The sequence below is a fragment of the uncultured Cloacibacillus sp. genome (assembly GCF_963926575.1).
In the GTDB taxonomy this organism is placed as follows: domain Bacteria; phylum Synergistota; class Synergistia; order Synergistales; family Synergistaceae; genus Caccocola; species Caccocola faecigallinarum.
This window is the reverse complement of the sequence record NZ_CAWUXW010000002.1, coordinates 33,517-60,370: the sequence shown is the minus strand read 5'-3', so window position 1 is coordinate 60,370 and position 26,854 is coordinate 33,517. Positions and strand designations below refer to the sequence as shown.

Annotated in this window: 29 protein-coding genes and 1 pseudogene; 15 read left to right on the top strand and 15 right to left on the bottom strand. The window is 61.5% G+C overall.

Annotated elements, in window-relative coordinates; all coding sequences use genetic code 11:
- Positions 1 to 175: 175 nt before the first annotated feature.
- A complete protein-coding gene (locus tag ABGT66_RS02970; RefSeq protein ID WP_346688758.1) occupies positions 176 to 1,291 on the bottom strand; it encodes a 4-hydroxybutyrate dehydrogenase in 1,116 nt (371 codons plus the stop codon).
- A 480-nt stretch (positions 1,292 to 1,771) separates the two neighbouring features.
- Between ABGT66_RS02970 and ABGT66_RS02965 the strand changes: the two are divergent.
- The 6 genes and pseudogenes from ABGT66_RS02965 to ABGT66_RS02940 form a co-directional block, all read left to right on the top strand.
- Positions 1,772 to 2,023, top strand: a pseudogene (locus tag ABGT66_RS02965) (MetQ/NlpA family ABC transporter substrate-binding protein); the annotation flags it as partial.
- A gap of 106 nt (positions 2,024 to 2,129) precedes the next feature.
- The gene (locus ABGT66_RS02960) at positions 2,130 to 2,468 is read left to right on the top strand and encodes a MetQ/NlpA family ABC transporter substrate-binding protein (RefSeq protein ID WP_346688756.1); all 339 of its coding nucleotides are present in this window, start codon (positions 2,130 to 2,132) and stop codon (positions 2,466 to 2,468) included.
- Positions 2,469 to 2,583: 115 nt separating this feature from the next.
- Complete coding sequence (locus ABGT66_RS02955; RefSeq protein WP_346688754.1) at positions 2,584 to 2,826, top strand: hypothetical protein; 243 nt, start codon at positions 2,584 to 2,586, stop codon at positions 2,824 to 2,826.
- 115 nt (positions 2,827 to 2,941) lie between these two features.
- On the top strand, positions 2,942 to 3,322 hold the full coding sequence (locus ABGT66_RS02950; RefSeq protein WP_346688752.1) for a BTAD domain-containing putative transcriptional regulator: 381 nt from the start codon (positions 2,942 to 2,944) through the stop codon (positions 3,320 to 3,322).
- Positions 3,319 to 5,595, top strand: coding sequence for an AAA family ATPase (locus ABGT66_RS02945; protein WP_346689231.1), 2,277 nt, complete (start codon positions 3,319 to 3,321; stop codon positions 5,593 to 5,595). The genes ABGT66_RS02950 and ABGT66_RS02945 overlap by 4 nt, the downstream gene beginning before the upstream one ends.
- 155 nt (positions 5,596 to 5,750) lie before the next feature.
- Positions 5,751 to 7,013: a class II fructose-bisphosphate aldolase gene (locus tag ABGT66_RS02940; RefSeq protein WP_346688750.1), complete on the top strand. Its 1,263-nt coding sequence runs from the start codon at positions 5,751 to 5,753 to the stop codon at positions 7,011 to 7,013.
- Between the two features lie 119 nt (positions 7,014 to 7,132).
- Here the strand turns inward: ABGT66_RS02940 and ABGT66_RS02935 are convergent, their stop codons facing one another.
- Genes ABGT66_RS02935 through ABGT66_RS02925 form a run of 3 tightly spaced genes read right to left on the bottom strand, consistent with a single transcriptional unit; the run spans position 7,133 to position 8,399 of the window.
- The gene (locus ABGT66_RS02935; RefSeq protein WP_346688748.1) at positions 7,133 to 7,318 is read right to left on the bottom strand and encodes a hypothetical protein; all 186 of its coding nucleotides are present in this window, start codon (positions 7,316 to 7,318) and stop codon (positions 7,133 to 7,135) included.
- Entirely contained in the window at positions 7,318 to 7,947 is a 630-nt protein-coding gene (locus ABGT66_RS02930; protein ID WP_346688746.1) for a DUF6198 family protein, read from the bottom strand. The genes ABGT66_RS02935 and ABGT66_RS02930 overlap by 1 nt, the downstream gene beginning before the upstream one ends.
- Before the next feature lie 20 nt (positions 7,948 to 7,967).
- Positions 7,968 to 8,399: a MarR family transcriptional regulator gene (locus ABGT66_RS02925; protein WP_346688744.1), complete on the bottom strand. Its 432-nt coding sequence runs from the start codon at positions 8,397 to 8,399 to the stop codon at positions 7,968 to 7,970.
- A gap of 188 nt (positions 8,400 to 8,587) precedes the next feature.
- Here ABGT66_RS02925 and ABGT66_RS02920 point away from each other — a divergent pair, with 188 nt between their 5' ends.
- From ABGT66_RS02920 to ABGT66_RS02910, 3 genes are all read left to right on the top strand, one after another.
- Positions 8,588 to 8,818, top strand: coding sequence for a hypothetical protein (locus ABGT66_RS02920; protein ID WP_294194091.1), 231 nt, complete (start codon positions 8,588 to 8,590; stop codon positions 8,816 to 8,818).
- A gap of 346 nt (positions 8,819 to 9,164) precedes the next feature.
- The gene (locus ABGT66_RS02915; RefSeq protein ID WP_346688741.1) at positions 9,165 to 9,953 is read left to right on the top strand and encodes an amino acid ABC transporter ATP-binding protein; all 789 of its coding nucleotides are present in this window, start codon (positions 9,165 to 9,167) and stop codon (positions 9,951 to 9,953) included.
- Positions 9,953 to 11,548, top strand: a complete 1,596-nt coding sequence (locus ABGT66_RS02910; protein WP_346688739.1) for an ABC transporter substrate-binding protein/permease — start codon at positions 9,953 to 9,955, stop codon at positions 11,546 to 11,548. Before ABGT66_RS02915 ends, ABGT66_RS02910 begins: the two co-directional genes overlap by 1 nt.
- A 115-nt stretch (positions 11,549 to 11,663) precedes the next feature.
- On the opposite strand, the gene ABGT66_RS02905 is transcribed toward ABGT66_RS02910, so the two are convergent.
- The 3 genes from ABGT66_RS02905 to ABGT66_RS02895 are packed head-to-tail and all read right to left on the bottom strand — an operon-like array spanning position 11,664 to position 17,081.
- Complete coding sequence (locus ABGT66_RS02905; RefSeq protein WP_346688737.1) at positions 11,664 to 13,919, bottom strand: ATP-dependent RecD-like DNA helicase; 2,256 nt, start codon at positions 13,917 to 13,919, stop codon at positions 11,664 to 11,666.
- A 51-nt stretch (positions 13,920 to 13,970) separates the two neighbouring features.
- On the bottom strand, positions 13,971 to 15,596 hold the full coding sequence (locus ABGT66_RS02900; RefSeq protein WP_346688735.1) for an amidohydrolase: 1,626 nt from the start codon (positions 15,594 to 15,596) through the stop codon (positions 13,971 to 13,973).
- A gap of 24 nt (positions 15,597 to 15,620) precedes the next feature.
- Positions 15,621 to 17,081, bottom strand: a complete 1,461-nt coding sequence (locus ABGT66_RS02895; protein WP_346688733.1) for a leucyl aminopeptidase — start codon at positions 17,079 to 17,081, stop codon at positions 15,621 to 15,623.
- A gap of 254 nt (positions 17,082 to 17,335) precedes the next feature.
- Here ABGT66_RS02895 and ABGT66_RS02890 point away from each other — a divergent pair, with 254 nt between their 5' ends.
- The gene (locus ABGT66_RS02890; protein WP_346688731.1) at positions 17,336 to 18,319 is read left to right on the top strand and encodes an ion channel; all 984 of its coding nucleotides are present in this window, start codon (positions 17,336 to 17,338) and stop codon (positions 18,317 to 18,319) included.
- Positions 18,320 to 18,375: 56 nt separating this feature from the next.
- Here the strand turns inward: ABGT66_RS02890 and ABGT66_RS02885 are convergent, their stop codons facing one another.
- Together ABGT66_RS02885 and ABGT66_RS02880 are read right to left on the bottom strand one after the other, a co-directional pair.
- Positions 18,376 to 18,801: a hypothetical protein gene (locus ABGT66_RS02885; RefSeq protein WP_346688729.1), complete on the bottom strand. Its 426-nt coding sequence runs from the start codon at positions 18,799 to 18,801 to the stop codon at positions 18,376 to 18,378.
- Positions 18,802 to 18,849: 48 nt separating this feature from the next.
- A complete protein-coding gene (locus ABGT66_RS02880) occupies positions 18,850 to 19,473 on the bottom strand; it encodes an alanine racemase (RefSeq protein WP_346688728.1) in 624 nt (207 codons plus the stop codon).
- A 121-nt stretch (positions 19,474 to 19,594) separates the two neighbouring features.
- On the opposite strand from ABGT66_RS02880, the gene ABGT66_RS02875 reads away from it, so the two are divergent.
- The 3 genes from ABGT66_RS02875 to ABGT66_RS02865 all read left to right on the top strand — a co-directional run bounded on the left by ABGT66_RS02875 (position 19,595) and on the right by ABGT66_RS02865 (position 21,432).
- The gene (locus ABGT66_RS02875) at positions 19,595 to 20,581 is read left to right on the top strand and encodes a threonine/serine dehydratase (RefSeq protein WP_346688726.1); all 987 of its coding nucleotides are present in this window, start codon (positions 19,595 to 19,597) and stop codon (positions 20,579 to 20,581) included.
- An 89-nt stretch (positions 20,582 to 20,670) separates the two neighbouring features.
- Positions 20,671 to 21,231: a methyltransferase domain-containing protein gene (locus tag ABGT66_RS02870; RefSeq protein ID WP_346688724.1), complete on the top strand. Its 561-nt coding sequence runs from the start codon at positions 20,671 to 20,673 to the stop codon at positions 21,229 to 21,231.
- Between the two features lie 63 nt (positions 21,232 to 21,294).
- Positions 21,295 to 21,432 (top strand): hypothetical protein, encoded by a 138-nt coding sequence (locus ABGT66_RS02865; RefSeq protein WP_294193782.1) that lies wholly within the window; start codon positions 21,295 to 21,297, stop codon positions 21,430 to 21,432.
- Positions 21,433 to 21,691: 259 nt separating this feature from the next.
- Here ABGT66_RS02865 and ABGT66_RS02860 read toward each other — a convergent pair whose 3' ends face one another.
- From ABGT66_RS02860 to ABGT66_RS02840, 5 genes are all read right to left on the bottom strand, one after another.
- Entirely contained in the window at positions 21,692 to 21,886 is a 195-nt protein-coding gene (locus tag ABGT66_RS02860) for a hypothetical protein (protein WP_346688722.1), read from the bottom strand.
- Between the two features lie 6 nt (positions 21,887 to 21,892).
- The gene (locus ABGT66_RS02855; RefSeq protein ID WP_300262976.1) at positions 21,893 to 22,561 is read right to left on the bottom strand and encodes a hypothetical protein; all 669 of its coding nucleotides are present in this window, start codon (positions 22,559 to 22,561) and stop codon (positions 21,893 to 21,895) included.
- An 89-nt stretch (positions 22,562 to 22,650) separates the two neighbouring features.
- On the bottom strand, positions 22,651 to 23,466 hold the full coding sequence (locus tag ABGT66_RS02850; protein ID WP_346688719.1) for a TIGR02757 family protein: 816 nt from the start codon (positions 23,464 to 23,466) through the stop codon (positions 22,651 to 22,653).
- A 4-nt stretch (positions 23,467 to 23,470) separates the two neighbouring features.
- Positions 23,471 to 23,998 (bottom strand): flavin reductase family protein, encoded by a 528-nt coding sequence (locus tag ABGT66_RS02845; RefSeq protein WP_346688717.1) that lies wholly within the window; start codon positions 23,996 to 23,998, stop codon positions 23,471 to 23,473.
- A gap of 70 nt (positions 23,999 to 24,068) precedes the next feature.
- Complete coding sequence (locus tag ABGT66_RS02840) at positions 24,069 to 24,557, bottom strand: ferritin (protein ID WP_346688715.1); 489 nt, start codon at positions 24,555 to 24,557, stop codon at positions 24,069 to 24,071.
- Positions 24,558 to 24,834: 277 nt separating this feature from the next.
- Between ABGT66_RS02840 and ABGT66_RS02835 the strand changes: the two genes are divergently transcribed.
- Together ABGT66_RS02835 and ABGT66_RS02830 are read left to right on the top strand one after the other, a co-directional pair.
- Complete coding sequence (locus ABGT66_RS02835; protein ID WP_300262986.1) at positions 24,835 to 25,335, top strand: GNAT family N-acetyltransferase; 501 nt, start codon at positions 24,835 to 24,837, stop codon at positions 25,333 to 25,335.
- Positions 25,332 to 25,835 (top strand): GNAT family N-acetyltransferase, encoded by a 504-nt coding sequence (locus ABGT66_RS02830; protein WP_294193776.1) that lies wholly within the window; start codon positions 25,332 to 25,334, stop codon positions 25,833 to 25,835. Before ABGT66_RS02835 ends, ABGT66_RS02830 begins: the two co-directional genes overlap by 4 nt.
- Before the next feature lie 96 nt (positions 25,836 to 25,931).
- Here the strand turns inward: ABGT66_RS02830 and ABGT66_RS02825 are convergent, their stop codons facing one another.
- Positions 25,932 to 26,366 (bottom strand): helix-turn-helix transcriptional regulator, encoded by a 435-nt coding sequence (locus ABGT66_RS02825; protein ID WP_346689229.1) that lies wholly within the window; start codon positions 26,364 to 26,366, stop codon positions 25,932 to 25,934.
- Positions 26,367 to 26,854: the final 488 nt, after the last annotated feature.

Here is a 26,854-nt window from a genome sequence, read left to right as displayed (position 1 = left end):
CGTAATTACTCTATCATTAAACCGCCGATTTGAAAAGGGGGCAAATTCAAGCCGTGTCCGCATAATTTTGCGGAGGGCGCGCGCTTTATGACACGCGGCAAAGTTTGGAACAATTTTGTTCTGTAAGTTCATAAAGCCGCGCTTCGGCGCGCGCCGCAAAAAGCTCGGAGGCGCGCTAATATAGCTCCTCGTATATCTTGAGCACGCGGGCTTCGTCGAGCGGGACGAAGTTGTTGCTCATAAGGCGGCCCTGCGCGGTCATGACGGCCTCGGTGAAGCGCGGCAGATCCTCGGGCTTCACGCCGTAGGCGCGCAGCGGCTTCTTCGGCAGTATCGTGTCGAGAAGCTTCTCGAGCTCGTCCCACGCGCGCGATTTTTCGCAGGAGAGCAGCGCGGCGATGAAGTCCATCATTTTCGAGATTTCGCCGTCCGTTTTGATTTCGAGATAATTTTTCATGACGCCGGTGAATACGGCGTAGTTGCTCTCGCCGTGCGGGACGTGGTAGGCTCCGCCGAGCGGGTACGAGAGCGCGTGTACCGCAGCGCAGCCCGCGGTGCCGAAGGCTATGCCCGCGTAGTTCGAGGCAAGCAGGAAGCCGCCGAGCATCGCCGTCCGCGCCTCACGGCCCTCGCGCGCTATCGTTTCGTAGTGTCTTATTATCATCTCCGCGGCCTTGTAGGAGAGCAGCTTCGAAAATTCCGTCGCCTTCGGCGAGAGCGCGGACTCGACGGCGTGGACGAGCGCGTCTATCGAGCTCGCGGCGAACACCTCGAAGGGCAGGCCGTGCAGCAGCTCGGGGATGAGCGCGCACTGGTCGGCGAAGAGCGCGGGGGCGACGAGCCCCATCTTCGTGCCGAGGCGCGTGCGGTTGATTATCGAGATGTTCGTCACCTCGCTGCCCGTGCCGCAGGTCGTCGGCGCTATGACGAGGCCGCAGCTTCGCTTGATATCCGGCGCGGCGGCGTAGAGCTCGTCGGTCGTGCGTCCGCCGGAGACGGCGACGGCCTTCGCGATGTCTATTATCGAGCCGCCGCCCGCCGCGACGAGGCGCTTGAAGCCGAGCTTCGAGGCCGCTGCGATTATTTCGTCGGTCATCACGTCGGTCGGCTCGCCGCTGCCGAAGTCCTCCCAGAAGAGCGTCTTGACCGGCAGGCCGAGCGGCGCGAAGTGCGCCTCGTATATCGGCCTTATCGTAAAGAGCAGGTCATCCGCGCCGAGCGCGAACTCGCGCGCGAACTCCGCGCAGGTTTCAAATTTATGTATCTCCGTGTTGAGCATTATTTCCCTCATAAAGCAGCACCTCCGTCGAGTTTACGACAATTATAATACGCGGCGGCGCGCTTCGGGCTTGACAGGCGCGCCGCGCGCCGTGTAAAATTTCCGCATGTTTTGCGGCGGTCAGCCGACATTCGGGGAACGGAGGAAACGTCATGGCTTATACGAACTTTACGATGATAATGTGCATGATGATGCGCGGCTGCGGCGGCTCCTCTCCTGAATTGACCGGCGCTTAGACTTCGCGTCGTCGATTAGGGGACCGGATCCGCTGGTGCGGGTCCGGTCTTTTTTTATTTTCACGCGCTTACGGAGGAGTGATGGAAAGGAAGGAAATTCTGCGCTTCGCGCGGCGTCTGCGGCAAACGGGCGGCCTTCGGGCCATTGGCAAAATTTTGACGGAGGTATGACGAATGAAAAAAACTTGTTTCTGTTTTCTGCGCTTTGCTCTTTTTCGCTTCGGCGGCACAGGCCGCCGAGAAGATTGTCCTCGGCGTGACGCCCTTCCCCGCGCAGGAGATCGCCGCGGTCGCGGCGGAGGTCCTCGAAAAGCAGGGCTACGAGGTCGAAATCAAAGAATTCACCGACTTTATCCAGCCGAACCTCGCGCTCGAGGACGGCAGCCTCGACGCGAACTTCTTCCAGCATCTCCCCTTCCTCGAAAATATGAGGACCGAAAAGAACCTCGACATCGTAGCCATCACGAAGGTGCACCTTCTGCCCATCGGCATCTATTCGCATAAAATCAAGTCGCTCGCCGAGGTCGGGGACCGCGCCGTCGTCGCGGTGCCGAACGACCCGACGAAACGGCTTCCGCGCCTACAAGCTGCTCGAGCGCGAAGGGCTGCTCAAGATGAAGGACGGAGTGAACCTCACGGCGCGCGACATTCTCGAGAACCCGAAGAACCTCAAGATAATCGAGCTCGAAGCGCCGCAGCTTCCGCGCACGCTCAGCGACACGACGATTTCCGTCATAAACATGAACTTCGCGGTGGACGCGGGGCTCGACCCGTCGAAGGACGCGCTCGCGCTCGAGGACAAGGATTCTCCCTACGCCGTCGTGCTCGCCTGCCGCGGAGAGGACAAGGACAAGCCGCAGATAAAGGCGCTCGCCGCCGCGCTGAACTCGCCCGAGGTGAAGAAGTTCATCACGGAGGAGCTCGCGAGCAAGGGCGTGCTCCCCGCCTTCTAAGCGCGCCGGAGCGCGAAATTTCGCGGCCTTCCGAAGCTCGTCCGGAGCGCGGGAGGCCGCTCTTTTTTGCTATAATTTCTGCGTACAGGCGAGATTTACGGAAGGAGCGCGCACGATGTCTCTGAATTTCTCTTTTTTCGGCGAACCGCAGGTCACGAAAGACGGCGAAGCCGTGCAGCTTCCTTTCAAAAAGGCCGAGGCGCTGCTTTTCTTCCTCGCCTCCGAGGGCGGCGCGCCGAAGGAAAAAATAGCCTTTCTGCTGTGGGGCGACAAGAACGAAAAACAGGCGGCGGGCAGCCTGCGCAACGCGCTATGCCTGCTGCGCAGGAACTTCCCGGGAAATATAGTCCGCGAATAAAAAAGAGATACGCCTCGCGGATTTCACGCGCGACGCGGACGTTATAGACAGGCTGGCCTCGCGCGCGGAACCGCTGCCCGAGGCTATTTTCAGCGAGCCGCTGAGCGGCCTCGACATGCTCGACAGGCCGGAGTTCGCGGAGTGGCTCGGCGAGACGCGCGCGCGGCTGCGCGAAAGGACCGTCTCGGCGCTGCGCGACCGCATCACGGCCTGCTACGACGCGCGCGACATGGACGGGGCGGCGGAGTCGCTCTCGGCGCTGCTTTTCTTCGAGCCCTACGAGGAGGATTCCGTCCTCGAGCTGATGGAAATTTACCGCGACGAGGGCGCGCCGTCGAAGGCCGTCTCCGTCTACAACACATACCGCGAAAAGCTGCGCGCCGACCTCGGCATAGAGCCGAGCGAACGCGCGAAGAGCTTCCTCTTCACTATAGGCAAGCCCTCGAGGCGGCGAAGTCTCCCGGAGAATTCTTCTGCGGACGCGAGGGCGAGATAAAGAAAATTCTGGAGCTCGCGCAGAGCGGCGGAGGCCTCGACGTAATTTTCATCCACGGCGAGGGCGGCGTCGGAAAGACGGCGCTCGTCGAGCAGGCGCTGCGCTCGGCCTTCGGCGGCGCTGGCGTCTTCCGCGCCTCCCCGCTCTCGGTCGGCGAGAAATTCCAATATTCGTCGTGGGACGGCATAGCCTCCGCTATGGGCGCGCTCTGCGCGGAACGCGGCGTCGAGCCCTCGCCAGCGGAGCGCGCGATGCTCTCTTCGGTCTTTTACGGCTTCATGGGCGGGCAGACGCCTATGAGCGCCGCCTTCTCCCCGGAGCGCACGCCGCTCACCGTAGGGCGCGCGCTCGCCTCGCTTGCGCAGCGCCTCTGCGACCGCGGCAAGCCCGTATTTATATTCGAGGACCTGCACTGGTTCGACGACAAATCTTTCGACACGCTGCGCGTCTTCCTCTCCGAGCTGAAGATATCCGCCGTGATATTCATGACCGCGCGCCCCGAAAGCGCCGCCGCGGCGGAGGGGATGCTGCGCAACATAAAGCCGCAGCTCCGTATGCGCACGCTCGAAATATCGCTCGCGCCCTTCCGCGGACCGGAGATAATAAAATACTGCCGCTCATTCCTCTCCGACAAGGTCATAAGCTGCCGCGGCGAGGAATATTTCATCCGCGAGAGCGAAGGCATGCCGCTGCTGCTCGCGGAGATGATGCGGATTCTGATGGAAAACGAAAACGCCGACTGCCGCGACGGCCTCAAGGGGCTCATAATGAGCCGCCTCGAGGGAATGTCGGAGCGGGAGCGCGCCCTGGTGCTCGCGCTCTCGGCCTTCGGCGGCGGCGCGCAGCCGGAGGAACTCGCCGCGGTGCTCGGCGAAGAGCCGGAAGCTACGGAAAGGACGCTCGACGCGCTGCTTCGGAAGAAGATGATACGCGAGGTCAGCGACGGCGCGCGCGCGGCGATAGATTTCCTACACGCCAACGTGCGCGAATGCCTTTACGACTCTATGCCGGCCTTCCGCAAAAAGCAGCTCCACGCCAAGATAGCGGACGTGCTCTCCGCGGGCTGGTCGCCGCACGTATGGAACCCGGCGCTCAGCGCGAAGCTCTGCCACCACTACACGGCGGCGGGGATGAAGATGCAGGTGCTGCGCCAGAACGTCTCCGAGATGCTCTTCCACATCAACCTGAACCACATACTCTTCCCGATGATAGAGGACGGCGTCCTGCTCCGCTGCTCCGTACCCTACAGCAGCCGCGAGGAGACGGAGGAAAAGTTTGAACGGATACGCCGTACCCTCGGCGAGCTGCGCGCGGCCGGGCCGGAAAACGAACGCGAGCTGACGGCGCTCGAGGCGTCGTACTTCGAGATGTACGGCGGCTATCTCATAAACTGGGGCGAGTACGACAAAGGCATGACGCTTTTATCCGGCGCATTGCGAATATCCGAAGAAAATCGCGTCGGAGAGACGTACATACACGCTCTTGAAGACATAGCGCACTTCTACCTACAGACCGACGAGGGCGAAAAGCTGCGCGCCGCGGGCGAGAAGCTGCTCTCGCTCTCGCGTGAGCTCGGCAAGGAAAACCACGCTGGGCTCGCGCTGCGCTTCCTCGGCATGGCGAAGCAGATCGAAGGCGACTTCGACGGCGCGGAGGAGATTTTCACGCGCTCGGTCAAGGTATTCGAGAACCTCGCGCTCACGGGCCGCAGCTACACGCTCAGCATGCTCGCGCCGAAATGCTACATCGGCGAGATGCGCCAGCGGCGCGGCGGCGCGGCGGAGGCGCTGAAGCTCTTCGAGGAATGTGTCGATACATGCGAGAAGCGCGGCCTCTTCTGGGGGCGCAGCCACTTCCACGCGCACGCCGCGGACGCGGCCTTCGACATCGGCGACCGCGCGCTCTTCGAGGCGCACGTGCGCAAGGGCGCGGAGCTATTCGAAAGCTCGAAGGGCGGACACTGCACCTCGCTGCTCTACAGCCTCAAGGCGATATGCGACGCAGACGCCGGAGACGTGGAGGGCGCGCTCGACTCGCTGCGGAAGGCCGACTTCCTCTCCGCGATAGGCAAAAAGAGCTGGCACGCCGCGCAGTACATGGCGAAGGCGTGGACCGCAGCCGCCGTCGAAGAGGGCCGCCTGGACGGCGCGCCGTTTGCGGACGCCCTCGGCCGCCCCACCGCGCGCTACGCCGAAGAGGCGGCGCGCGCCTACCGCGAGATAGGCGCGGAGGGGCGCGCGGAATTCATCGAGAAAAAATTTATAAAAGGCTGAGACGACGCGGCGCGCGTGAAAGGACAGCGCCGCGAAATTTTTGCAAAAACGCGCGGAAAGCGCGCCGTCCCGTAAATTTTCTTTGCAATATCAGGTCATAAAGGCTACAATAATAATACGGTCATAAATAAAAACATCATTAGGAGGAGATTCCAATGGATGTAAAGAGTAAAGCCTACCAGGAACTTCTGAAAAAGCGCCCGCTCAACGTGCAGGCGCGCTTCGCGAACGACGAGATGGGCCTCGTCAGCGGACGCGACATCGCCGCCGCTGCGAAGAAGTGCGACTCAATCGTACTTGCGGCCAACGCGCGCCATCCGCTCGTCGTGAAGGGCGTGCTCCGCGCGGCGAAGAAGAAAAACGCCGCCGTGCTCATCGAGCTAGCGAAGTCGGAGTCGACCTACTGCGGTTCGACCTACGACAACCTCGCCGACTACGCGCTGAAATACTCGACCGAGCTCGGACACGGAGCGGTCTTCGGGCTCCACGTAGACCACTACGCGATAAAGAGCGAAGCGGACGTTCTCAAGGGAGTAGGCCACCTCACGAAAATACTGAACAGCGGCTTCACCTCCGTCGCAATCGACGCATCGCACCTCGAGGACTACGACAACTTCGCGGCGACGCGCGCCCTCGCGGGCTGGCTGCCGCCCGAGCTCGGCCTTGAAGTCGAAGTCGGCGAGATAAAGGGCCCCGGCGAGCTCTCGACCGTCGAAGAGGCGACCTATTACATCGGCGGCCTCAACGCGTGGCAGATCTTCCCCGACTACCTCGCCATCTCCAACGGAAGCCTCCACGGCACCTACGACCCGGCGGTCGGACAGATGGAGGGCATCGACCTCACGCGCACGAAGGAAATAGCCGACGCGATAGCCCCTTATGGCGTCGCGATAGCGCAGCACGGCATCTCCGGCACGCCGCTCGACAAGGTCTCGACCTTCCGCAAGTACGGCATCCGCAAGGGCAACGTCGCGACGCTCTTCCAGAACGTCTACTTCGGAATCAAGATGGACCCCGACACCGGCAACGCGATAACCGAGGGCGGCACCTACACGAAGGAAGCCGACCGCGGAATCTCCGTCGAGCTCTGGGAGAAGATCGTCGCCGCGGCCGACGAAAAGGGCATGAGCCGCAAGAGCGGAGACTACAAGAAGCTCAACCTGCCCTTCGCCGAGATGATCCTCAACGAGCCGCAGCCGATAATCGACAGAATCGTCGACGAAGTTGAGTGGTGGGCCGGACGCTTCATCGACGCCTTCGGAGCCGAAGGCACAGCCGACGCAGTCGCCGAAATCATGGCGGCGCGCCCCGACCACAACGCCGCGCCGGACCGCAAAGTCCTCTGCGAGCGCAAGGACTTCAGAAAAGACAACGCCCCCGGCAAAGGCGGCAACGACGGCAAGAACTACGACGACTAAGTAAAACAGACGCAGCAAAGAACGCAGCAGAGCCCCGAACCGAAAGGTCCGGGGCTCTTGCTTTTATATGCCGCTCATATAACGATGGAAATATTTCAGCGCCGCATAGTTCCCGCCGCTTAAATCGAACAGCGGCAAATCGCTTCAAGCCGCGCGCGCGATTCTTCAAGAGAGAACGACGGCTGCCCGGAAAGCCGCGACGACTCCGCTGCGGCGAGCTTGGCGCGGAGCCTCCGCATCTCTTCGCGAAGCGCCGCGTTCTCCTCGCTTGCGGCGGTCTGCCCTTCCATAATACGGCGCGCCATTACGCGATAAACCTCTTCGCCATCGGCACGACGAATTTGTTCGCGGCCTTCACCGTGAGGCCGACGCAGAGCGCGGCGGCGAGCGTGCCTTCGCGGACGCCCTCTATTTTTCCCGCGACGGCGAACGATAACAGCAGCGCCGAGGCCACGAGGCTCGCGTCGAAAATTATCTTCGTGCGCGGGAAGCTGACGTGCAGCACTCGGCAGACGGCGACGACCACGCCTTCGCCCGCGAGAGGCACGGCTCCCGAGGCGACGGCGCAGGCCACGCCGGTGCCTACGAGCACTATGCCCGCGATGACGAGCAGCCAGAGCTGCCAGTATGCCGAGCAGTCCACCCAGCCGAGAGCCCAGAGCCCAGCGTCAATCATATAGCCGAACATTATGCCGATAGGAAGCTGCGCGAGCTGCACGGGGTCGAAGCGCCGCCGCAGCAGCGCTATCTGCATCGCGATGAAGACGCAGTGCATCGCTATCGTCGCCTGCCCTATCGTGAAGGGTGAGAAGAGGCTCACGACGTAGGGCAGGCTCGAAATCGGCGACGTGCCGAGCTTCGCCTTGACGGAGAAGCCTATGCCGAGCGCCATCAGCGCGAGGCCGAAGCATAGAAATATATAGCGTTTCGCCAACACGGCGTAATCGCGGCGCGTCATCTCGCGTCCACCTCCGTCTCCGCCATCGCGCGGCGCACCGACGCGAGCATATTTTTTAACCGTTCTTCCTCGCCGTCCGAAAGCAGCGACGCGGCGCGGCGGTCGGCGCGCGCGAAGACCTCCGCCATGCCGCGCGCCGCCTCTTCGCCCTTAGGCGTCAGCGAGACGTAGAGCGAGCGGCGGTTGCCCTCCCTGTGCTTCCGCTCTATGAGTCCGGCCTGCTCCATGCGCAGCAGGATGCCGCCCGCCGTCGCCTGCTCTATCTCACATTCCGCGGCGAGCGTCTTCTGGTCGCTCTCGCCGTTGTTCGTAAGGAATTCCAAAATTTTCGGCTGCCCCGGCGTCAGCCCCAGCTTCGCGGCGCCGTCGAGTATCTCGCGGTTGACCGCGCCGTGCGCCCTCATCAACAGATAATGCAGCGGTTCCATAGTTGCCTCCCGAAAGCTAAGCATACTTAATATAACGACGCTTAATTATATACGCGCGCGGCGAGCCGTCAATATCCCGACGCGGCGCGAAATCCTGAAAACCGCGCGCGTTTGCTATAATATCGTAAAACTTTTGAAACAACGCATGACGCGGCGCGCGAACGCCGCGCGAAGGGAGGAACGGCAGTTTGAGCCGCGCATTTGTAAAAGAGGACGACGGCGAACGCGGGAACGCCGTCGCAGATATTCAGTTCCGCGAGGCGAAGCTCGAGTGGCTGCGCATACAGGAGAAGAAGCTCGACACTCTGCTGAACGACCCGAAGTCGAAGAAGGTGAAGCCGGAGCTCCTCGCGCGCTGGATAAAGGATACCGAGGCCGACATCGCAAAGACGAAGCGCGAGCTCGGCTACGAGGGCTAGAGGCGCGGGCCGCGGCGCAAAGCCGCGGCCTTTTCGTTTACTTTGCGTAAAAGTCTCCGTCAACTCCTTGCAATCCCACGCCAAAACCATTACACTAACGGCGTTTATGTCGTTACACGGAAGGGACGTGAGACGAAAATTGAAAAAAATCACTGGTGTCTGGTGTGACAGACACGAAACACAGCTTTCCAGCGCGCGCAGGCCGCGGCGTGTTTTCACGGCGGCTCTTCCGATTCCCGCGTATTCGGCGGCTCTTCCCGCCCATGCGATATGCGGCGAATATCTCCGAATATGACGGCCCTTTTGAAAAACCATCACAAAAACAAAATCTCAAGGGGGTACGGATATGAACACCATCAACAAGCCGCTTATAGTTATCGAACACCTCTCTAAGAGCTACGAGGACGGAGTCGTCCTCAAGGACATCAGCTTCACCATACGCGAAGGAGACCTCGCCACGATCATAGGCCCGTCGGGCTGCGGCAAGTCTACCTTCCTGCGCTGCATCAACTGCCTCGAGCTTATGGACTCCGGCTCCGTCACGGTCGCGGGCGTCACCGTCTCGCGCAAACCGGGCGAGAAGCCGACGGACGAAATGCTCGCCAAGGTCCACGCGCTTCGCACCGAGGTCGGCATGGTCTTCCAGAGCTACAATTTGTTCCCGAACAAGGACCTGCTCCACAACATCATGCTCGCACCGATGGTCGTGAAAAAGATGAAGGAAGAAGAGGCGCGCGACCTCGGCATGAGGATGCTAGAGAAGGTCGGACTCGCGGGCTTCGCCAACAAATACCCGTCGACGCTCTCCGGCGGGCAGAGCCAGCGCGCCGCGATAGCGCGGGCGCTCGCGATGAACCCTCGCGTGATGCTCTACGACGAGCCTACGTCGGCGCTCGACCCCGAGCTCGTCGGCGAAGTCCTCCACGTCATGAAGGAGCTCGACGCGGAAGGCATGACGCAGATAATAGTCACGCACGAGATGAAGTTCGCCAAGGACGCCTCGGACTACATCATATTCATGGACAAGGGCGAGATAGTCGAGTACGAGGACGGGGACATACTCTTCGCGAATCCGAAGAACGAACGCACCCGCGCCTTCCTACGCCACTTTGTAAACGCAGGGGTGACATGCTGATGAAAAAGCTCATTGCAATTTTTGCGCTTATACTTACGCTCTGCACGCCCGCCGCGCTCTTCGCGGAAGAGACGGCGACGCCGTCGCCCGACGCAGCCGCGCCCGCGGCCGGCGAAAAGGTGCTGCGCTGGGGCGGAGACTCCGAGGGCGGATTCCCCTACATGTTCCCCGACCCGCAAGACCCGAAGAAGCTCATAGGCTTCGAGGTCGACATAGTCAATGCGCTCGCGAAAGAGATGGGCCGCACGCCCGTCTACGTCAACAACGCGTGGGACAACCTCATCCCGGGCCTCGACCGCAACCTCTACGACATCGCGATAAACGGCCTCGAGGTCACGCCGGAGCACGAGGGCGAGGTCAACTTCTCGATACCCTACTACAAGACCTTCCTGCAGCTCGCGGTGCGCCGCGAGGACGACTCGATAAAGGGCCTCCAGGACCTCAAGGGCAAGATCGCCGGAACGCTTAAAGAAAGCTACGCGCAGATGGTGCTCGAAGAGGTCGGCGACGTTGAGATACGCACCTACATCGTCGAGGCCAACACCTACGAGGACCTCGCCAACGGACGCCTCGACGCGGCGCTCTTCGACCAGCCGATAGCGCTCTACTCCGCGGGCTTCAACCCCGAGATAAAATTCGTCGGCGAGCCGATAGGCGAAATAATCTACGCGATAGCGATGCGCAAGAGCGACACCGAGCTCACGCGCGAAGTCAACCGCGCGCTCATCGCGATGCGCGACAAGGGCATACTGCGCGAGATATACGACCGCTGGAACCTCTGGACCCCGGTCATGGCCGAGACCTTCAACGACTACGACCCGCCGAAGGTCGAGCCCGCGCGCTACAACGAATGGGCCGAGGCCCACAGGCCGCAGCTGACGCTCCAGAAGCGCCTCGAAAGATACTGGGAAGCCGCGCCGCTCTTCGCGCGCGGAGCCGTCGTAACGATAGAAGTCTCGATAGTCTCGATGGTCATAGCGATGGCGCTCGGCCTCGCGCTCGCCGTCACGCGCGTCTTCGCGCCCAAATGGATGGCGATGATAGCTACCGCCTACGTCGAAATCATACGCGGCACGCCGCTCCTGATACAGCTCTTCTTCATCTTCTACGGGCTGCCCTCGGTCGGCATCAAGCTCTCGCCCTTCTGGGCCGGAGCGATAGGGCTCGGCCTCAACTACGCCGCCTACGAAGCCGAAGTTTACAGGACGGGGCTTTTCGCAATACCGCGCACCCAGTGGGAGGCGGCGCTCGCGCTCGGCATGACGCGCTGGCAGGCGATGCGCGAGGTAATACTGCCGCAGGCCATCCGCGTCGTAATCCCGCCGATAAACAACGACTTCATATCGCTGCTCAAAGACTCCTCGCTCGTCTCCATCATCACGATGGTAGACCTCACGAAAGTCTACGGACAGGTCTCCGCGACATACTACGACTACTTCGGCCCCGGAATCCTCGTTGCGATAATCTACCTCCTCATCGGCCTTCCTTTCGTGCGTTTCTCGCGCTACACGGAGAGACGCCTAGCCGCCTCCGAAAAGGACGGACAGGAAGGGCACAGAGAGAACATTTACAGAAGCAGCACGAGATATTTCTAACGGCGTAAAGCATGAACGCGCCCTTCCGTTCAGCGGAGGGGCGCGTTTTTGTATCTCTGACGCGGGATTTAACGAGCAGGGAAAAATTTAAAAAATCGTCAAAAATTAATCAAGCCTATTTCTCGCCTCTCAGCCGTTCCGCCAGGCGCGTGTATCTTTTTTTTGTTTTGTCGTTCGCTACGGCGATGCGGAGGGCTTTTTTGGTGCCTACTATTACGACTAGTTTTTTGCCGCGCGTTATCGCGGTGTAGAGGAGGTTGCGCTGGAGCATTACGTAGTGCTGCGTGAGCAGCGGGATGACGACGGCGGGGTATTCGGAGCCCTGCGATTTGTGTATCGAGACGGCGTAGGCGTGGACGAGTTCGTCTAGCTCGGTGAAGTCGTAGTCGACTATGCCGGCGTCCATTTTCGCGTAGAGGCGCGAGTTTTCGCCGTCTATCGATACGATTGTGCCGATGTCGCCGTTGTAGACGTCTTTGTCGTAGTTGTTCTTTATCTGCATGACCTTGTCGCCGGCTTTGAATACGCGGTCGAGGCGCTGCACGCGCGCGCCGTTTCCCGCGTTGAGCAGCTTTTCGAGCTCGGCGTTGAGGCGGCGCGTTCCGGCGACGCCGCTGTGCATCGGGCAGAGCACCTGTATGTCGTTGACTGGGTCGAAGCCGAAGCGGCGCGGTATGTTTTCCGTGACGAGTTTTTTTATCGTGGCGAGCACCTTGTCGTCGAAGCGGCGTTTGTATTCTTCGTCGGTCAGGCCGTCAGCCGCGACCTTCGGCTCGATGAAGTAGAAGTCGGAGAGCGCGCCGTCCTCGGGCTCGAGCGGCAGCTCGCCGCGGTTGACGCGGTGGGCGTTGGTGATTATGCGGCTCGCGCCGCTCTGGCGGAATATTTCGTTGAGCATGACGACGGGACATACGCCCGAGTCGATGATGTCCTTGAGCACGTTGCCGGGCGAAACTGAGGGAAGCTGGTTCACGTCGCCGACGAATATGAGCGACGCTCCGCGCGGCACGGCCTTGAGCAGGTGGTGGAAGAGTATCTGGTCTATCATCGAGGCTTCGTCGACGATGAGAAGGTCGCATTCGAGCTTGTTTTCCTCGTTGCGCATGAAGCCGCCGCCGAAGAGCGAGCTCGCGCGCCCCGCCGCGTCGTCGGCAAAGCCGCCGCCGCTTGAGTATTCGAGCAGGCGGTGTATCGTCTTTGCCTCGTGGCCCGTCGCCTCGGTCATGCGCTTCGCGGCGCGCCCGGTCGGCGCGGCAAGCATCACGCGGTAGCCGCCCTCCTCGCGCAGCCGCAGGACGGCGCGGATTATCGTAGTCTTTCCCGTGCCGGGGCCGCCGGTTATGACCATGACCTTGGAGTTTACGGCGCGCGTTATCGCCTCGCGCTGCGCCTCGGCGAAGGTCATTTCCATTTCGCGTTCGAGCCACGGTATCGCGGCGTTCGTGTCTACGGCTTTGCTGTTGTAGGGCTCTTCGGCGATGCGGCGCAGGTTTTCCGCCGAGTGGGTCTCCGCGTAGTGGAAGGCCGGAAGGTAGACGGCGTTTTCGTCCTCGCCGCCGCCGGGGATTTCCTCGACGACGATGTTTCCGGCGAGGCGCGCCTGCTCTATGCCCGCAGCCGCAATTTCTTCCGCGACGCCGAGTTTTTCCGCGGCGAGCGCGGCGAGCATTTTGCGAGGCACGTAGACGTGGCCCTCGCCCGTGAGGTCGTTGAGCGCGTTGTGTACTCCCGCCGCGACGCGGTAGGGCGAGTCGTGCGGCACGCCGAGCTTCTGCGCTATCGCGTCTGCGGTGGCGAAGCCTATGCCCTGCACGTCGAGCGCTATCTGGTACGGGTTGGCCTTCATCACCTCGAGCGCGGCCGTGCCGTATTTTTTGAATATGCGCATCGCGTAGCCCGCGCCGACGCCGTAGCCCTGGAGGAATACCATGACCTCGCGCATGTCGCGCTGCTCGCGCCACGACTCCCCCGCCGCCTCGGCCTTCGCACGGCTGACGCCCTTGACCTCGGCGAGGCGCATCGGGTCGTCGTCGAGTATCTTCGCCGTCTCCGCGCCGAATTTCTCGATTATCTTGCGCGCCGTCGCTGGGCCTATGCCGCGTATGAGGCCGGAGCCGAGGAATTTTTCAAGGCCGTCTGCGGTCGAGGGCAGCGCACTGTCGCAGCTGTCGAAATGGAACTGCATTCCGTAGCGGCTGTTTTCCTCCCAGCGGCCCTTCATCGTCAGCATCTCGCCGGGCGCGGGCTCGGCCGCGATGCCGACCGCGGTCACAGGGTCCGGATAGCCGCGCACGCGAATGCGGAGAACGGTGTACCCGTTCTCCGCGTTGCGGTAGACTATGTGCTCCGCCTGCCCCTGAAGGTCTATCACAAGGGCGGGGGATTTCAGCGTTTTGGATTCTTCCCCGCTCAAGCCGCGCGCCTACTCTATGTGGCGTATCTTTCCGTCGACGACCGTGAGCCCCGCTTCAAGCTTAGGCAGGTCGTCGTCCGCGGTCTGGAAGGGGTCTTCGAGGAAGGCCGTGAAGTCCGCGGCCTTGCCGGGCTCGAGCGTGCCGCGCCACGACAGCTCGCCGCAGACGCGCGCGCCGCCGCTCGTATACATCTCGAAGGTCTCGACGCGGTCGAGCCGCTGCACCGGCATCCAGCCGTGCTCGGGCTCGTTGTTGAGGTCCTGGCGCAGTATCGCGGCGCGTATTCCCACGAAGGGGTTCAGCGACTCTGTCGGAGCGTCGGAACCCGCGCCGAGCGGAATGCCGCTTTTGAGCATCGACTTCCACGCGTAGCTCCAGCGCGCGCGGTCCGTGTCGAGGCGCGGCACGACTATCGGCCAGTCCGACGTGGCGAAGGCGGGCTGAATGTCAGCCATGACGCCGAGCTCCGTCATGCGCGCGAAAAGGTCCTGCGCGCCTATCTGGCAGTGGACTATCCTGTGGCGTATGTCGGAGTTCGCCGCGCCGCGCGCCGCCTCGACGGCGTTGAGGCAGCGCTCTATCGCGCCGTCGCCTATCGCGTAAAAGGCGACCTGCATTCCGGCCTCCTGCGCGCGCTTCACGAGGCGGTTGAGCGTCTCCTGCGAGTGCGCGTAGACGCCGCGGTTGCCGGGGTCGTCGGAGTATTCCTCGCGCAGCGCCGCGGTACGCGCGCCGAGCGTCCCGTCGACGTGTATCTTGAGCGGGCCGGAGCGGAAGAATTTCCCGCCGCGGCTGCATCCGCCGTTTTCGATGAACTCCGCGAGCCCCTCCTCGCCGCGCAGGTGCCACTGCTGCGCTATGCGCATCGGCATCTTTCCGCGCGACTCGAGCGATTCGTAGAGGTCGAAGACGCCGTCGACGCCGCCCGCCATCTCAAGGTCGTCGGTCTGAACAGAGGTGACGCCGTACTTTATCATGCGGTCGACGGCGAGGCCGTACCAGTGCTCGAGCGTCTCGCGCGACTGCTCCGGTATGTTCATTCGCGCCCAGTTGACGGCGGCCTCGCTGATGAGCCCCGTCGGCTCGCCGGAGCCGTCGGTGTTGACGACGCCGCCCGATATCCTGAAATCCCCGTCTATCTTGAGGAGTTTAAGCGCGGCGCTGTTGAGCACGGCGATATGTCCGCATGAACGCTCGAAGAAGAGCGGCGCTTCCGTAGAGATAAGGTCGAGGTCGCGGCGGTTCGGGAAGCGCTTCTCGGCCATTTTGTTCTGGTCCCAGCCGCGCGCGAAGAACCAGCCTCCGGGCGGCAGCGCGTTCTCCGCGAGGAAGTGCCGCCCGCGGCCTATCATCTCGTCGATCGAGCGCGCGCCGCTCAAATCGAGCGTCTCGAGGCTGCGCCCAGCCGCGAGCAGATGGTTGTGCGTGTCGGTGAAGCCCGGAAGGACGTACTTGCCCTTCATGTCGAGCACCACGGTCCTTGAATCGCACATCGCGAGTATGTCCTTGTCGCCGCCGACGGCCTCTATCACCCCGCCGCGCGCGAAGAGCGCCTGCGCGCGCCCCGGCTGCGCCATCGGGTAGATTACTGCGTTTATGAGAGCGATGGAATCGTTTCGGTTCCCGTCTGCCATTCGGAGATGCGCTCCTTCTTCGGCCTACAGCTCGCGGATGAGCTCGGCGAGCGTCCTCGCGCCGAAGCCGGTGGCCCCCTTGACGTAGTAGCTGTACGGCGTCTTAACGAAATCCGCAGCCGCTATGTCGAGGTGCACCCACGGGATGTCCTTGTCGACGAAGGCCTCGAGGAACATCGCCGCCGTTATGGCTCCGCCGTAGCGTCCCGCGCTGTTAACGAGGTCGGCGAAGGGCGACTTCACCAGCTCGCGCAGGTTCGGGTCGTCCATCGGCAGCTTCCAGAGACGTTCGCCGCTCGCGGCGGAGGCCTTCAGCACCTTGTCTCCGAATTCGTCGTTGTTAGTGAAAAGCCCGGCCGTCGTAGAGCCGAGCGCGACGGCGCAGGCCCCCGTCAGCGTCGCTATGTCGACAATCATGTCGGGCTTGAGCTCCGAGGCGTAGCAGAGCGCGTCGGCGAGCGTCAGGCGGCCCTCGGCGTCGGTGTTGTTGACCTCTATAGTCTTGCCGTTGCGCGCGCGCAGTATGTCGTCGGGCCTGTAGGCCGCGCCGCCCGGCATATTTTCAGCCGCGGCTATTATGGCAGTGACCTTCCACTGCAGTTTCATCAGAGCCGCAGCGCGTATCGCTCCGAGCACCGCGCATGCGCCGCTCTTGTCGCCCTTCATCGTGAGCATGAACTCAGCCGGCTTGATGTCGAGTCCGCCGCTGTCGAAGGTCAGCCCCTTGCCGACGAGCGCGATGTGGCCCTTCGCGTTCTCCGGCTCGTAGGTCAGGTGTATGAAGCGCGGCGGATTCGCAGAGCCCGAGGCGACGGCGGAATACGCGCCCATGTTTTCGTCGGCGATGCGCTTCTCGTCCCAAATCTCGCAGGCGAGCCCGAGCTCGGCGGCGAGCTCCTGCGCCTTCGCGGCGAGCGCCTCGGGGTTGATCACGCAGCCCGGCTCGTTCGCGAGGTCGCGTGTCCAGCACTGCGACTCGCCGAGGATGCGTCCCTCTTCAAGCGCCTTTTCGCAGCCGTCTGCGACCGTCACGGTCTCGACCGCAGCGAACCTGTCCTTCTCATTGCGGGCGAGATACTTGTCGAAGCGGTACGAGGCGAGCGCGCAGCCCTCCGCCGCGGCGCGCGAACGGTCCGCGTCGCCCGCCTTCGGCATCGTCAGAGAGAGCTCCGTGCAGCCGCGCGAGGCGACGGCGCGGGCCGCCGAGAAGGCCGCGACGCGCACGCGCTCCGGAGTAAGCTTGTCCTCGGGGCCGAGCCCCGCTATGACGGCCCAGCGCACCGTCTTGTCCGCGACCGGCACGACGAGCAGCTTGCCCGCCTCGCCGCGGAAATTCTCGTTGACGACGACGCGGCGGCAGAAGTCGCGCATCTCGCCGCGCAGCGGGTCGAGCGAGACGGTCTCCGGCTCGCCCTCCGCCGCGAGCATCGCTATGACCGGCAGCGATTCGGCGTTGAAATTTTCATCCTGGATTTTGATGTGCATTTATATTTCCTCCTGAAATGAACTCAAATTTTTCGTTCACGGATATAATATCACCTTTGCAGCGCCGCTGCATGATATTTTGACCGAACGCCGCGCCGTTTTTACGGAAATTTCAATTCCGCGCCCGTTTCGCCTTTTTTGCGCTTCGGATTATCTCCGCGGGTTTAATGTATAATATAGACGCTGAACAGAATTACCGGAGCTTTGCGGATTTCAGAATTTTCTCATGCGTTTGGGAAGGGGATGCTGCGCTTATGGATATAAAGCCGTTTATGAAGAAGCGTCTGATATTCGCCTACGAGGTGTCGCTGCCGCTGATGGCGCTCTTTTCGCTCGCGACGCTCATCGCGCTCGGCTCGTCGTACTTCCATCCCGAGCGGCAGCCCTTCGTCATCTACGCGGTCGACCATCTCATCTGGCTGATTTTCACCGCCGACCTGCTCGTGCGCCTCTGCTCCGCGGACAACCTGCGCGCCTTCGCGCTGAGCCGCCTGCCGGAGCTTGCAGCCGTCGTCCCCGTCGTGCCCTTCATCGCGCTCAACTATGTCTTTGAGCGGCTCGGCTGGGATACGGTCTCATCCGTCTACGTGCAGGCGATATTCTTCGTCAAGTTCATCGCATATCTGGGCCGCGCCTACACGACGCAGAGCCGTTTCTTCCGCACGAACCTGCTGCACTACGCGGGCGGCGTCACGATAATCGCCATCGTCACGGCGGCGATGTTCTTCGTCAACTCTGAGAAGAGCAGCTACGAGGACGCGATATGGTGGGCCTTCGTCACCGCGAGCACGACGGGCTACGGCGACATCGTGCCCAAGACCGACATGGGGCGCGTCACGGGCGTCTGCCTGATGATACTCGGCGTCGCCTGCACGACGGCCTTCACCAGCATCATCGCGGGGCGCATCATGGCGCGCAGCGGGGAGCAGAAGCGGCAGAATCCGCACCTCGCCGCGGTGCAGAGCCAGCTCGACCGCTTCGACTCGCTCACGGACGATGAGGTCGATGACATCTGCGCCGTGCTGAAATCCCTGCGGCGCGGCGGCAAACCGGACGAAGCGGCGCAAAGCGGGGAAAAGCCCGAGGAAGCACCGCCCGAGACCGCGCTCGACCGCAGATGGCGGAGCTTCCGAATCGTCCGCCGAGTGCGCGAAAAGACCGCGCCCTTCCTCCGCGCCGAAGAAAAGCTGACCGCCCGCATCAAGGAAGAAAGCAAGAAAAAAGAGGAAGGGGAATAACTCCCGCTTCCTCTTTTCCATATTTACCGCAGGAGCGCAAATTCGCCCGCGCCGCTTTATTCTCCCCCGTCCTCGAAAACCTTCGCCACATACTCCGAGGTCGATGCCGAGAGCATGGCCGTGTAGTCGGGGCGGAAGCTCAGCACGTCGCCGACCTTCAGGTCGGGGCGCGACTCGATGTCGACGAGCAGATGGTCGCTCGACGCCGTTTTAATTTTCACGCCTTCGTCGAGCGGCGTCAGGCCGAGTACGTTCACGTCCTGCTTGCCGACGGCGAGGATGCCCTGCCTGCGCGTGCCGTGGTCGACGAAGACCGGCACGTTGCCGAAGGCGTCGTGTCCTATCTCTCCGACGGGCAGCGTGCGCTTCGCGCGCACCTCGACAAGCTCGGCTTCGAGCCGCATCGTATCCTGCGACAGCCCCTCGATGTCCACGTCGAAGGCCATGTCGCGCCCGAGCAGCAGACATTCGCCCAGTCTCAAATTGTTTATCTCTTTAGGAAGATGGCCCCGGCGCATCTGTACGAACGATCAGGTGCCGCCGCCGGAATATATCTCGAGCTTCCGTCCGAGCTCCGCTTCGAAGGCGCGCCCGCAGTTTACGAGCGCCGTCAGATTCTTCTCCGAGGGCAGCACGCCGCTCGCGCATGAGAAATTCGCGCCGACGCCCGCGACGCTCAGGAACTCGCCGTCGCAGGGCGCGAGCTCGCGCGCGGCCTCCGCCGCATCCTCGAACCAGTATCCCTCGCGCAGGTCGCCCATGTCGAACATGACGACCGCCTTTATTTTTTTGCGCTTCTCCTCGCATATCCGCGCGAGCTCCGCCGTCACGCCCGCGTCCGAGACGAGCACGTAGTCGCAGAATTCGGCGGCCTCGGCGAGCTCAGAGTACATCGGTATGCGTATCAGCGCGAACTTCGCGCGCACGCCGGCCTCGCGCATCTTGCGCATGTTCGCGACGCGGCTGTCCGCTATCGTATCTATGCCCGCGGCCTCAAAGGCGCGCGCAGCCTCGGCGAAGGCGGAAATCCCCTTCGACACGCCCCAGACGCTCATGCCGTGCGCCGCGCAGTCCGCGGCGAGCCGCCGTCCGTTATGCTCTATCCTGTCCGTCCTGACTCTCAGCAGCGGGTATCTTTCCTTCTCCCCCGTCATGCGAAACACTCCCAAACAAAAGATGACGGCGTACATTACCGGCGCGCCGCGCGGCGCGTCATGTTACAATTACATCGTCGGCATAATATTATATAACAAACGCTCAAAAGGAGATGAACGCATGGAAAGACTTCCGGTAGAACCGACTATAACCGACGTAATGAAAGCCAGCAAATTTCTTAGGAACCGCGTGAGGCGCACGCCGGCGGAATACTCTTTCGCACTCAGCGAAAGGGCCGGCGCGCCGGTGGTCCTCAAGCTCGACAACCAGCAGATCTGCGGCTCGTTCAAGGTGCGCGGCGCATTCTACAAAATGTTCTCGCTCTCCCGCGAGACGCTCGAGCGCGGCGTCGTAACCTGTTCGAGCGGCAACCACGCGCAGGGCGTCGCGAAGGCGGCGGCGGAGCTGCGCGCGAAGTCGTGGATATACGTCCCGGACGTCTGCCCCGAGACGAAGAAGACCGCTATACGCCGTCTCGGCGGCGAATGGGTCGAGCTCGTCGTGGCGAACGGCGACTACGATTTCGCGGAGGGCGAGGCGCGCGCCTTCGCGGCGGAGCGCGGCATGACCTTCATATCGCCCTTCGAGGATTCGGACGTCATAGCAGGGCAGGGCACGGCGGGAGTCGAATTCCTAGCCGACGAGCCGGACATAGAGCTGCTGCTCGTCCCGGCGGGCGGCGGCGCGCTGCTCAACGGCACGGCGATAGCCGCGGCGGCGCTCGCGCCGAAGGCCGAGGTCTGGGGCGTGCAGTCCGAGGCGTCGAACCCGTGGGTGGTCTCGTGGGAAAGCGGCAAGGTAGGCGGCGAATTCACGCTCGCGCCGACGATTGCGGACGGCCTCTCCGGCGCGATACCGCAGAGCATGCTTTCGCTCGCGAAGCAGCGCGTCACTGGAATCATCGAAGTGACGGAACGCGAGATAGCCGCGGCGATAGCCTTCATGCACCGCGAGCACCACCAGCAGGTCGAGGGCGCGGGAGCCGTCGGCGTCGCGGCGCTGCTCGCAGGCAAAGCCCCGATAAACGGCCGCAAGACCGGCATAATCATCTCGGGCGGCAACATCGACGAAGAAAAGCTGCTTTCGATACTCGAAGAATACGATTAGCCCGGGCGAATAGATATACTCTCTTACGCAAAAATCCGCGCCCGCGTAAAATTATGCAAAAAGCTGCAAAAAACGCGGGGGTGCGGGCGATGGACGATATTCGCGAAAAGGTAAGGCAGGCGTACACGGAGGCTATCACCTCCGTCTCGAGCGGCGGCGTCGACATAAGCGACATGACCGTCGGCAACTACAGCGACGAGGAAGCGCGCGAGACGGGGGCGGCAAGCTTCGGCTGCGGCGACCCGGTGCGCGCCGCGCTGCTGAAGGAGGGCGAGCGCGTGCTCGACCTCGGCAGCGGCGCTGGCATGGACCTCATCCTCGCCGCGAAGCGCGTCGGCCCCGGCGGACACGTCTACGGCCTCGACATGACGAAGGCGATGCACGACCGCGCGCGGCGCAATCTCGACAAGCTCGGCCTGCGCAACGTGACGCTGCTGCGCGGCTACATCGAGGACATACCGCTCCACGACGGCAGCGCCGACGTGCTCATCTCGAACTGCGTGATAAACCTCTCGCCCGACAAGGACAAGGTATTCGCGGAGGCCTTCCGCGTACTGACGAGCGGCGGGCGCTTCTGCGTCTCGGACGTGGTGCTCAACAAGCCCGTCCCCGAAAAGCTGAAGCAGAGCCCCGCGGCGTGGTCCGGCTGAATAACGGGCGCTCTTCCGTCGGAAGAGTACGCCGCGAAGCTGCGCCGCGCCGGCTTCGAGCAGGTGAACGTCACGATAACGAAGCCGCACGAGATAAACATAGAAGTCGTCAAAAGCACGGTGAACGACCTCACCGACGAAGACGTCGCCGCGATAGAGGGCGTCTCGTCGAGCGCGCTGATAACGGCGGTGAAGCCGTAAGGTACAGTCACTCAGACAAAGAACCAAACTAAATTATGTCGCCCCGTGAATTTTCTGCACGGGGCCTCCTGCATGAAACGTTAGAGACAGCAAAGTGCTGTACGCGCTTCGTCTCAGCCTCTAACGATGAGCGGTGGAGATGCCAGCCAGAAAATTGCTGGCATGACATAATTCCTGTTACTAGTTAAGCAATTATATTGTGTAGCTGAATGGCTATAAAAGCAAAAGCCCCGCGCAAGCGGGGCTTTGTCGTACTGTTCTAAGAGAGCAGAAATTTCCACAATATAAAGGCGAGCGGCAGCGCGACTGCAAGATAGAACACAAGCAAGACGACGTTCTTAAAAATCTTGGCCGCAATGCAGAAGAAATCGCAGAAAGCTGCGGCTGCGCCGAACATCGCGGCCGGCTTCGCCGCCGCGCGCTTTTCTCCGCAGCCGCTTTTATCGTCCGCCATTCCGCGCTACTTCAGCGACGGCATCGGCGGGACTTTGAGCTCGGGCACGGGGCCGACGACTTCCTTTGTCGCGTCGAGCTCTAGGTCGAAGAGCGCCTGCGTTATGCGCATCTGGAGCAGGTCGTCGGTCTCGTAGCTTATTGAGAAGCGTTTGTAGCCGAACTTCTCCGCAAAGAACGAAAGGTTCGAGTTCTCGCGCCCCGCGGCGTTCTGGAAGGTTTTGTAGAGCGCCTCGATGAAATCCGTTTCGTTGAAGAACGGGTCTTCGTCGACCAGCATGAGGACCTTGCACTCGTCCACAAGGACGTTCTCGCGCCATATATCGCAGAGCGTCAGCCCCGCCATCAGCCCGGGGTATTTATGCAGCAGGCGCAGCACGGACTGCTCGAGCTGCTCCGAATAGGCGAATACCATCGTGAAGCCCAGCTCTATCGAGCTGTTTCTCACGGGGTCGATGATGTTCTGGCGCGCCATCGTGCCGATGCTGCCGTTCTGAAAGCTCCTCATGTATAGAAACTCGCTCTTCATCTCGAGTGCGAGCCCGGCGAGGCCGCCGAGCGTCGGATTGCAGAGAGAGTTGACCGTGACCGGAGAGTAATCCTTGCCGTAAGGAACCCACGGCGCGATGTCGAGGTCTATGTTCTGATCCCAGTATGGAAGAACGGAATTAGCCATTGCCGCAGCCTCCTTTTATAAACTTACGCCGATTATATCATCCGCGGCGCGCGCGGTAAATCGCGCGCCGGAGCGCGCCGTTTCGTCCGTTATCTTTCCATGTGCCACTTCGCGAAAAGCTCCTCGACCGTCATCTCCTCGCGGATTCCGTAGCGCGTCAGCGCGAAGTCGTATTTCACGGGGTCGTCAGGAGAAACGTCCTTGAAGTTCCGCGTTATCTCCGCCGCGGCCTTCCCGCTCGCGCTCTTCATAGAGCAGAGGCCGAGCGTCGAGGATATATTGAACATGTGCGTGTCGAGCGGTATCAGCAAATCGGCGGGAGAGACGTTGTGCCAGCCGCCCGGGTCCACATCGTCGCGCCGCACCATCCAGCGCAGGAAGAGCGCCATGCGCTTGCAGGCGCTGCCCTTCGAAGGGCGCGGCAGCAAATACAGATTGTCCTGCCCCGTGTAGCGGCAGAAGGCGAGCGCGAGGTTCTCCATCGCCTCGGCCATGTCGCCGCGCCAGCCCGCGAGGAACAGATTTTCTATCGAGCCGTGCTCGCGCAGCGCCGCGCCTATCGCGTCGAGGAACGCGCAAATCTCCGCGCAGCCCGTGAAACGGTGGACGAAGCCGCAGAGCGCAGCCTCGTGGTCGCGGTACGACGTGCTTTTCAGATACTCCGCGGGATGAGGCCCGAGCGTATCGAGGACGCGCGAAACGCTCTTCAATATATGCGCGACGCGCCCGTAGGCGAGCCCCGAGGCTATCAGCCCGACGGCCTCGCGGTCGACGGTATCTTCGTAATCGTATAAAAACTGCAGAGGATCGGGCGAGACGTACTCGCGCCTGTTGTAGTCCTCGTAAATCTTTTCAAATATGCCGCGGCTCGCCGTGCGGGACTCGCGTGTTTCAAGCGGCTTCACGGCGTTATTTGAGCGCGTTGAAGCCGAAGGTCGGCGCGGTCTTGGGCGATTTGCCCTTTTTCACGAGATGGTAGCCCGCGTAGGTCAGCGGCGCGGCCTCCTTGAACCACCGCGCGCTCTGCACCTCGCCGACGAAAAGCACGTGGCTAGGCATTTCGAGCGTCCGGACGACCTTCGCGTCGAAGGCGGCTATCGACCAGTCCTTTATGAGCGGCGCGCCCGTCGGCCCAAGCTCGTACTGCACGTTGGCGAATTTGTCGATGTCGCGCCCGGACTTAAAGCCGAACTGTCCGATGAAGGTCATCGGCACGTCTTCCTCGAGCACCGCGACGGAGAAAATCCCGCTCTTCTGTATAAGCTCCGTCGTCAGGTTCGCCTTGTTGAGGCAGGTCGCCACGCAGAGCGGCTCGGAGGTTATCTGCATCACGGTGTTCGCTATCTGCCCGTTGAGCCTGCCGCCCTCCGCCGTGTTCACGATATACATGCCGTAGGTGAGAGAAAAAAGCGCCTTCATGTCCAAAGTCTGTTCCATAATCCGCACCCCCCGGATAAAATTTGTGCGCGGCGTGCGCCGCGCACCTTGTCACCGTATATTTGCGTTTCTATCTCGCCGCGAGCTCCTTGTCTATCATCGAGAGAGAAACCGGCGTCTCGCCGAGCTTCCTGAACTTCGTGAGGATCGCCGTCGCGGTCTCCTCCTCCTCGACCTGCTCGTTGACGAACCAGCCGAGCATCTCGCGCGTCGCGTGATCCTTTATCGCCTCGGCCTGCTCGACGAGCCCGTAGATGAGCTGCGTGACCTTCTCCTCATGTCCGAGCGTCTGCTCGAAAACCTCGGTCGCGCTCTGCCAGTCCCTGCGCGGCTCGGCTATCGCGCCGAGCACCACGCGGCCGCCGCGCGCGGCGACGTACTTGTAAAGCTTCATCGCGTGCTCCTGCTCCTCGCCCGCCTGCTTGCGCATCCAGTGGGCGCAGCCGGGGAGGTCGTTGGCCTCGAACCACGCCGACATCGAGAGATAGAGATAAGCGGACTCGAACTCCGCCTGAATCTGTCCGTTGAGAGCCTGTTCCATTTTCGCGTCGATTACCATAGTGATCACCTTTCTGCCGTTGATATTCTAAATCAAAATTATTATCAATATCATAGCCCATTCACCGCGAAAGTCAAGCGCAATCTGACCTTTACCATTATACTATGAAAGTTCGGTTTTTCTCTAAGCCGCCGCGAAACGCCCGCGCTCCCCCCCCCCGCGCGCGCCTTTCAGCATAAAAGCAGACGCCCGCGGCGCGCTTCAAGCTTTGACTGACGCCGTAATTGGGGTAAAATATTTGTGATCACTTAAATAACCGATTCCGGGAGGTGCCGGCGTGGAAATAAGACCGGTAACAATCGGCGATGCCGAGGCAATAGCTGAGATAAGAAGGCAGGACGGCGTGCGCGAAGGCGTGCTGGGCCTTTCGAGCGAGCGGGTTGCGGTGACTGAGGACTTCCTGCGCTCGTTCGGCGAAAGAGACAGAGGCTTCGTCGCCGTCGAAAACGGGGAAACCGTCGGCTTCGCCGTCATGCTCGCGAACAGGGAAGAGTGCCGCGCGCACAGCGGCTTCATCGCGGTCATGGTCGACAGCGGCCGCCAGCAGCGCGGCATAGGCGAAAAGCTCCTCTCGCGCATAACAGACTGCGCGGACAACGAGCTTTCGCTCCACCGCCTCGAGCTGCTCGTGCTCACCGACAACGAACAGGCGATAAAACTTTACAAGCGCCACGGCTTCGAAGTCGAGGCGACCAAACATCACGCCGCGGTCGTCAGAGGCCGCTTCGCAGACGAATACCTCATGGGCCGCCTGCGCGCGAAGGAGGCGTCGAAATGAGAATACGTCCCGTAAAGCCCGAGGACGCGGCGGCGATCAACCGCATCAACGAAAACGTCCAGACGCAGAACATATTCAGCAACATAGCGAGCCACCACTTCGACGACGCGGAAAAGCTCATCGCGAACCTCACGCAGTTCGACCACATGCTCGTACTCGAGACCGAGACTCCGCCGCTCGAGCTCTGCGCCGCCGCGCTGCTGCGCGTCAACCCGCAGATATACCGCCGCCGCATGGCGACGCTGCGCATAATCGTCGACAAGAAATGGCAGGGGCAGGGGCTCGGCAAAGCGCTCGCCGCCGCCGCGACGGACCTCGCCGACAACGAGCTCATGATCGAGCGCGTTGAAGTCGAAATCCCGACCGACAACGTCGGCGCGCTCAAGCTCTGCAAATCCGCGGGCTTCCGCGTCGAGGGCGTCGCGCGCGACTGGCTGCGCACGCTCGACGGCAAATACGTCGACGCCTACCTCATGGCACACTGCCGCGAAGCGAAGTAACGCGCCGCGAAAACAAAAAAAATCGGGGAGCCGAAAGGCTCCCCTTTTTTCGTGCGTTCTGCGCCGGTTCCCAAAATCCGCGCGGCCTCCGCGCCGTTACTGCTCGCCGCGCCGCTTCCCGCAGCTGCGGAAATAATCCGAAAGACACTTCTGATCCTTCGCGTAAGTAAAAACCTTGAACCGTTCCTCCGGCGTCATCGTCAGCATCATGCGGACGGTCGAGGCGATGGTCTCGTCCGTTCCGCTTGAGCATAGATAAGGTTCGGCTTTTTCTTTCACATCTTGTTCGTCACGGCCATTGTACTCAAGAATTTCATTCGGCGTACACTCGAGCAAATCAATCATTGAAAGCAGCATATTAAGTGAGGGCATACGACGCCCTGTCTCTATCTCTGAGATATAGCCGATAGAGACTGCGAGCTTTTTTGCAAAAGCGCCCTGCGTCCATCCCTTGGCAGACCTGCGATTCTTAATTACGTCTCCCAGCAAGATTTTCACCCCCACAAAGATAATAGTTGAAACGAAGTTCACCAATGCAATAGGCTTACAGACATAGTTATTTCACAAATTCAGCTTAAAACGATTGATTTTTAACAATAAGATAGATAAAATTTAACATAGACTATGTCTGAAAGTTGGGGTGATGGACGTGAATCATCTGCCCGCCGCTATAACAATCATGCCTTACGGCAAAGCACGCCGTCCGTTTATGCGTTACGCAGATTTCGCGGACGACACGTAGCGCGCGCCCGCGGCGGCAAGCCGCCGCGCCGACTCCGACCAAGCAGACCTTTCCCGAACTAAACAGCATAAATGAAGAAATACGGCGCGAATGCTGCTGTTGGCGGTGTGCGCTTCGGCGGGCGGCAAGCGATAAGAGATAAAAATATCTGCGACGCAGAGCCTCAATTTACGAGAAAGGCGGCGTTTTCGCTGATGGACGCGGAGCCCGGCGTCTCCAATCCACACGCTTCACGGCAGCATAAGCCGCTGGATTCCGCGTCAAGCGCGGAATGACG

What these genes read in the sequence shown, in the direction of transcription:
- ABGT66_RS02950 (WP_346688752.1), top strand. Translation starts at nt 2,942, where the DNA reads ATGCTCGACAGGCCGGAGTTCGCGGAGTGGCTCGGCGAGACGCGCGCG.
- ABGT66_RS02940 (WP_346688750.1), top strand. Translation starts at nt 5,751, where the DNA reads ATGGATGTAAAGAGTAAAGCCTACCAGGAACTTCTGAAAAAGCGCCCG.
- ABGT66_RS02840 (WP_346688715.1), bottom strand. Translation starts at nt 24,557, where the DNA reads ATGGTAATCGACGCGAAAATGGAACAGGCTCTCAACGGACAGATTCAG.
- ABGT66_RS02855 (WP_300262976.1), bottom strand. Translation starts at nt 22,561, where the DNA reads ATGGCTAATTCCGTTCTTCCATACTGGGATCAGAACATAGACCTCGAC.
- ABGT66_RS02875 (WP_346688726.1), top strand. Translation starts at nt 19,595, where the DNA reads ATGGAAAGACTTCCGGTAGAACCGACTATAACCGACGTAATGAAAGCC.
- ABGT66_RS02935 (WP_346688748.1), bottom strand. Translation starts at nt 7,318, where the DNA reads ATGGCGCGCCGTATTATGGAAGGGCAGACCGCCGCAAGCGAGGAGAAC.
- ABGT66_RS02970 (WP_346688758.1), bottom strand. Translation starts at nt 1,291, where the DNA reads ATGAGGGAAATAATGCTCAACACGGAGATACATAAATTTGAAACCTGC.
- ABGT66_RS02890 (WP_346688731.1), top strand. Translation starts at nt 17,336, where the DNA reads ATGGATATAAAGCCGTTTATGAAGAAGCGTCTGATATTCGCCTACGAG.
- ABGT66_RS02915 (WP_346688741.1), top strand. Translation starts at nt 9,165, where the DNA reads ATGAACACCATCAACAAGCCGCTTATAGTTATCGAACACCTCTCTAAG.
- ABGT66_RS02925 (WP_346688744.1), bottom strand. Translation starts at nt 8,399, where the DNA reads ATGGAACCGCTGCATTATCTGTTGATGAGGGCGCACGGCGCGGTCAAC.
- ABGT66_RS02900 (WP_346688735.1), bottom strand. Translation starts at nt 15,596, where the DNA reads ATGGCAGACGGGAACCGAAACGATTCCATCGCTCTCATAAACGCAGTA.
- ABGT66_RS02910 (WP_346688739.1), top strand. Translation starts at nt 9,953, where the DNA reads ATGAAAAAGCTCATTGCAATTTTTGCGCTTATACTTACGCTCTGCACG.
- ABGT66_RS02955 (WP_346688754.1), top strand. Translation starts at nt 2,584, where the DNA reads ATGTCTCTGAATTTCTCTTTTTTCGGCGAACCGCAGGTCACGAAAGAC.
- ABGT66_RS02870 (WP_346688724.1), top strand. Translation starts at nt 20,671, where the DNA reads ATGGACGATATTCGCGAAAAGGTAAGGCAGGCGTACACGGAGGCTATC.
- ABGT66_RS02960 (WP_346688756.1), top strand. Translation starts at nt 2,130, where the DNA reads ATGAAGGACGGAGTGAACCTCACGGCGCGCGACATTCTCGAGAACCCG.
- ABGT66_RS02860 (WP_346688722.1), bottom strand. Translation starts at nt 21,886, where the DNA reads ATGGCGGACGATAAAAGCGGCTGCGGAGAAAAGCGCGCGGCGGCGAAG.
- ABGT66_RS02880 (WP_346688728.1), bottom strand. Translation starts at nt 19,473, where the DNA reads ATGACGGGGGAGAAGGAAAGATACCCGCTGCTGAGAGTCAGGACGGAC.
- ABGT66_RS02895 (WP_346688733.1), bottom strand. Translation starts at nt 17,081, where the DNA reads ATGCACATCAAAATCCAGGATGAAAATTTCAACGCCGAATCGCTGCCG.
- ABGT66_RS02845 (WP_346688717.1), bottom strand. Translation starts at nt 23,998, where the DNA reads ATGGAACAGACTTTGGACATGAAGGCGCTTTTTTCTCTCACCTACGGC.
- ABGT66_RS02830 (WP_294193776.1), top strand. Translation starts at nt 25,332, where the DNA reads ATGAGAATACGTCCCGTAAAGCCCGAGGACGCGGCGGCGATCAACCGC.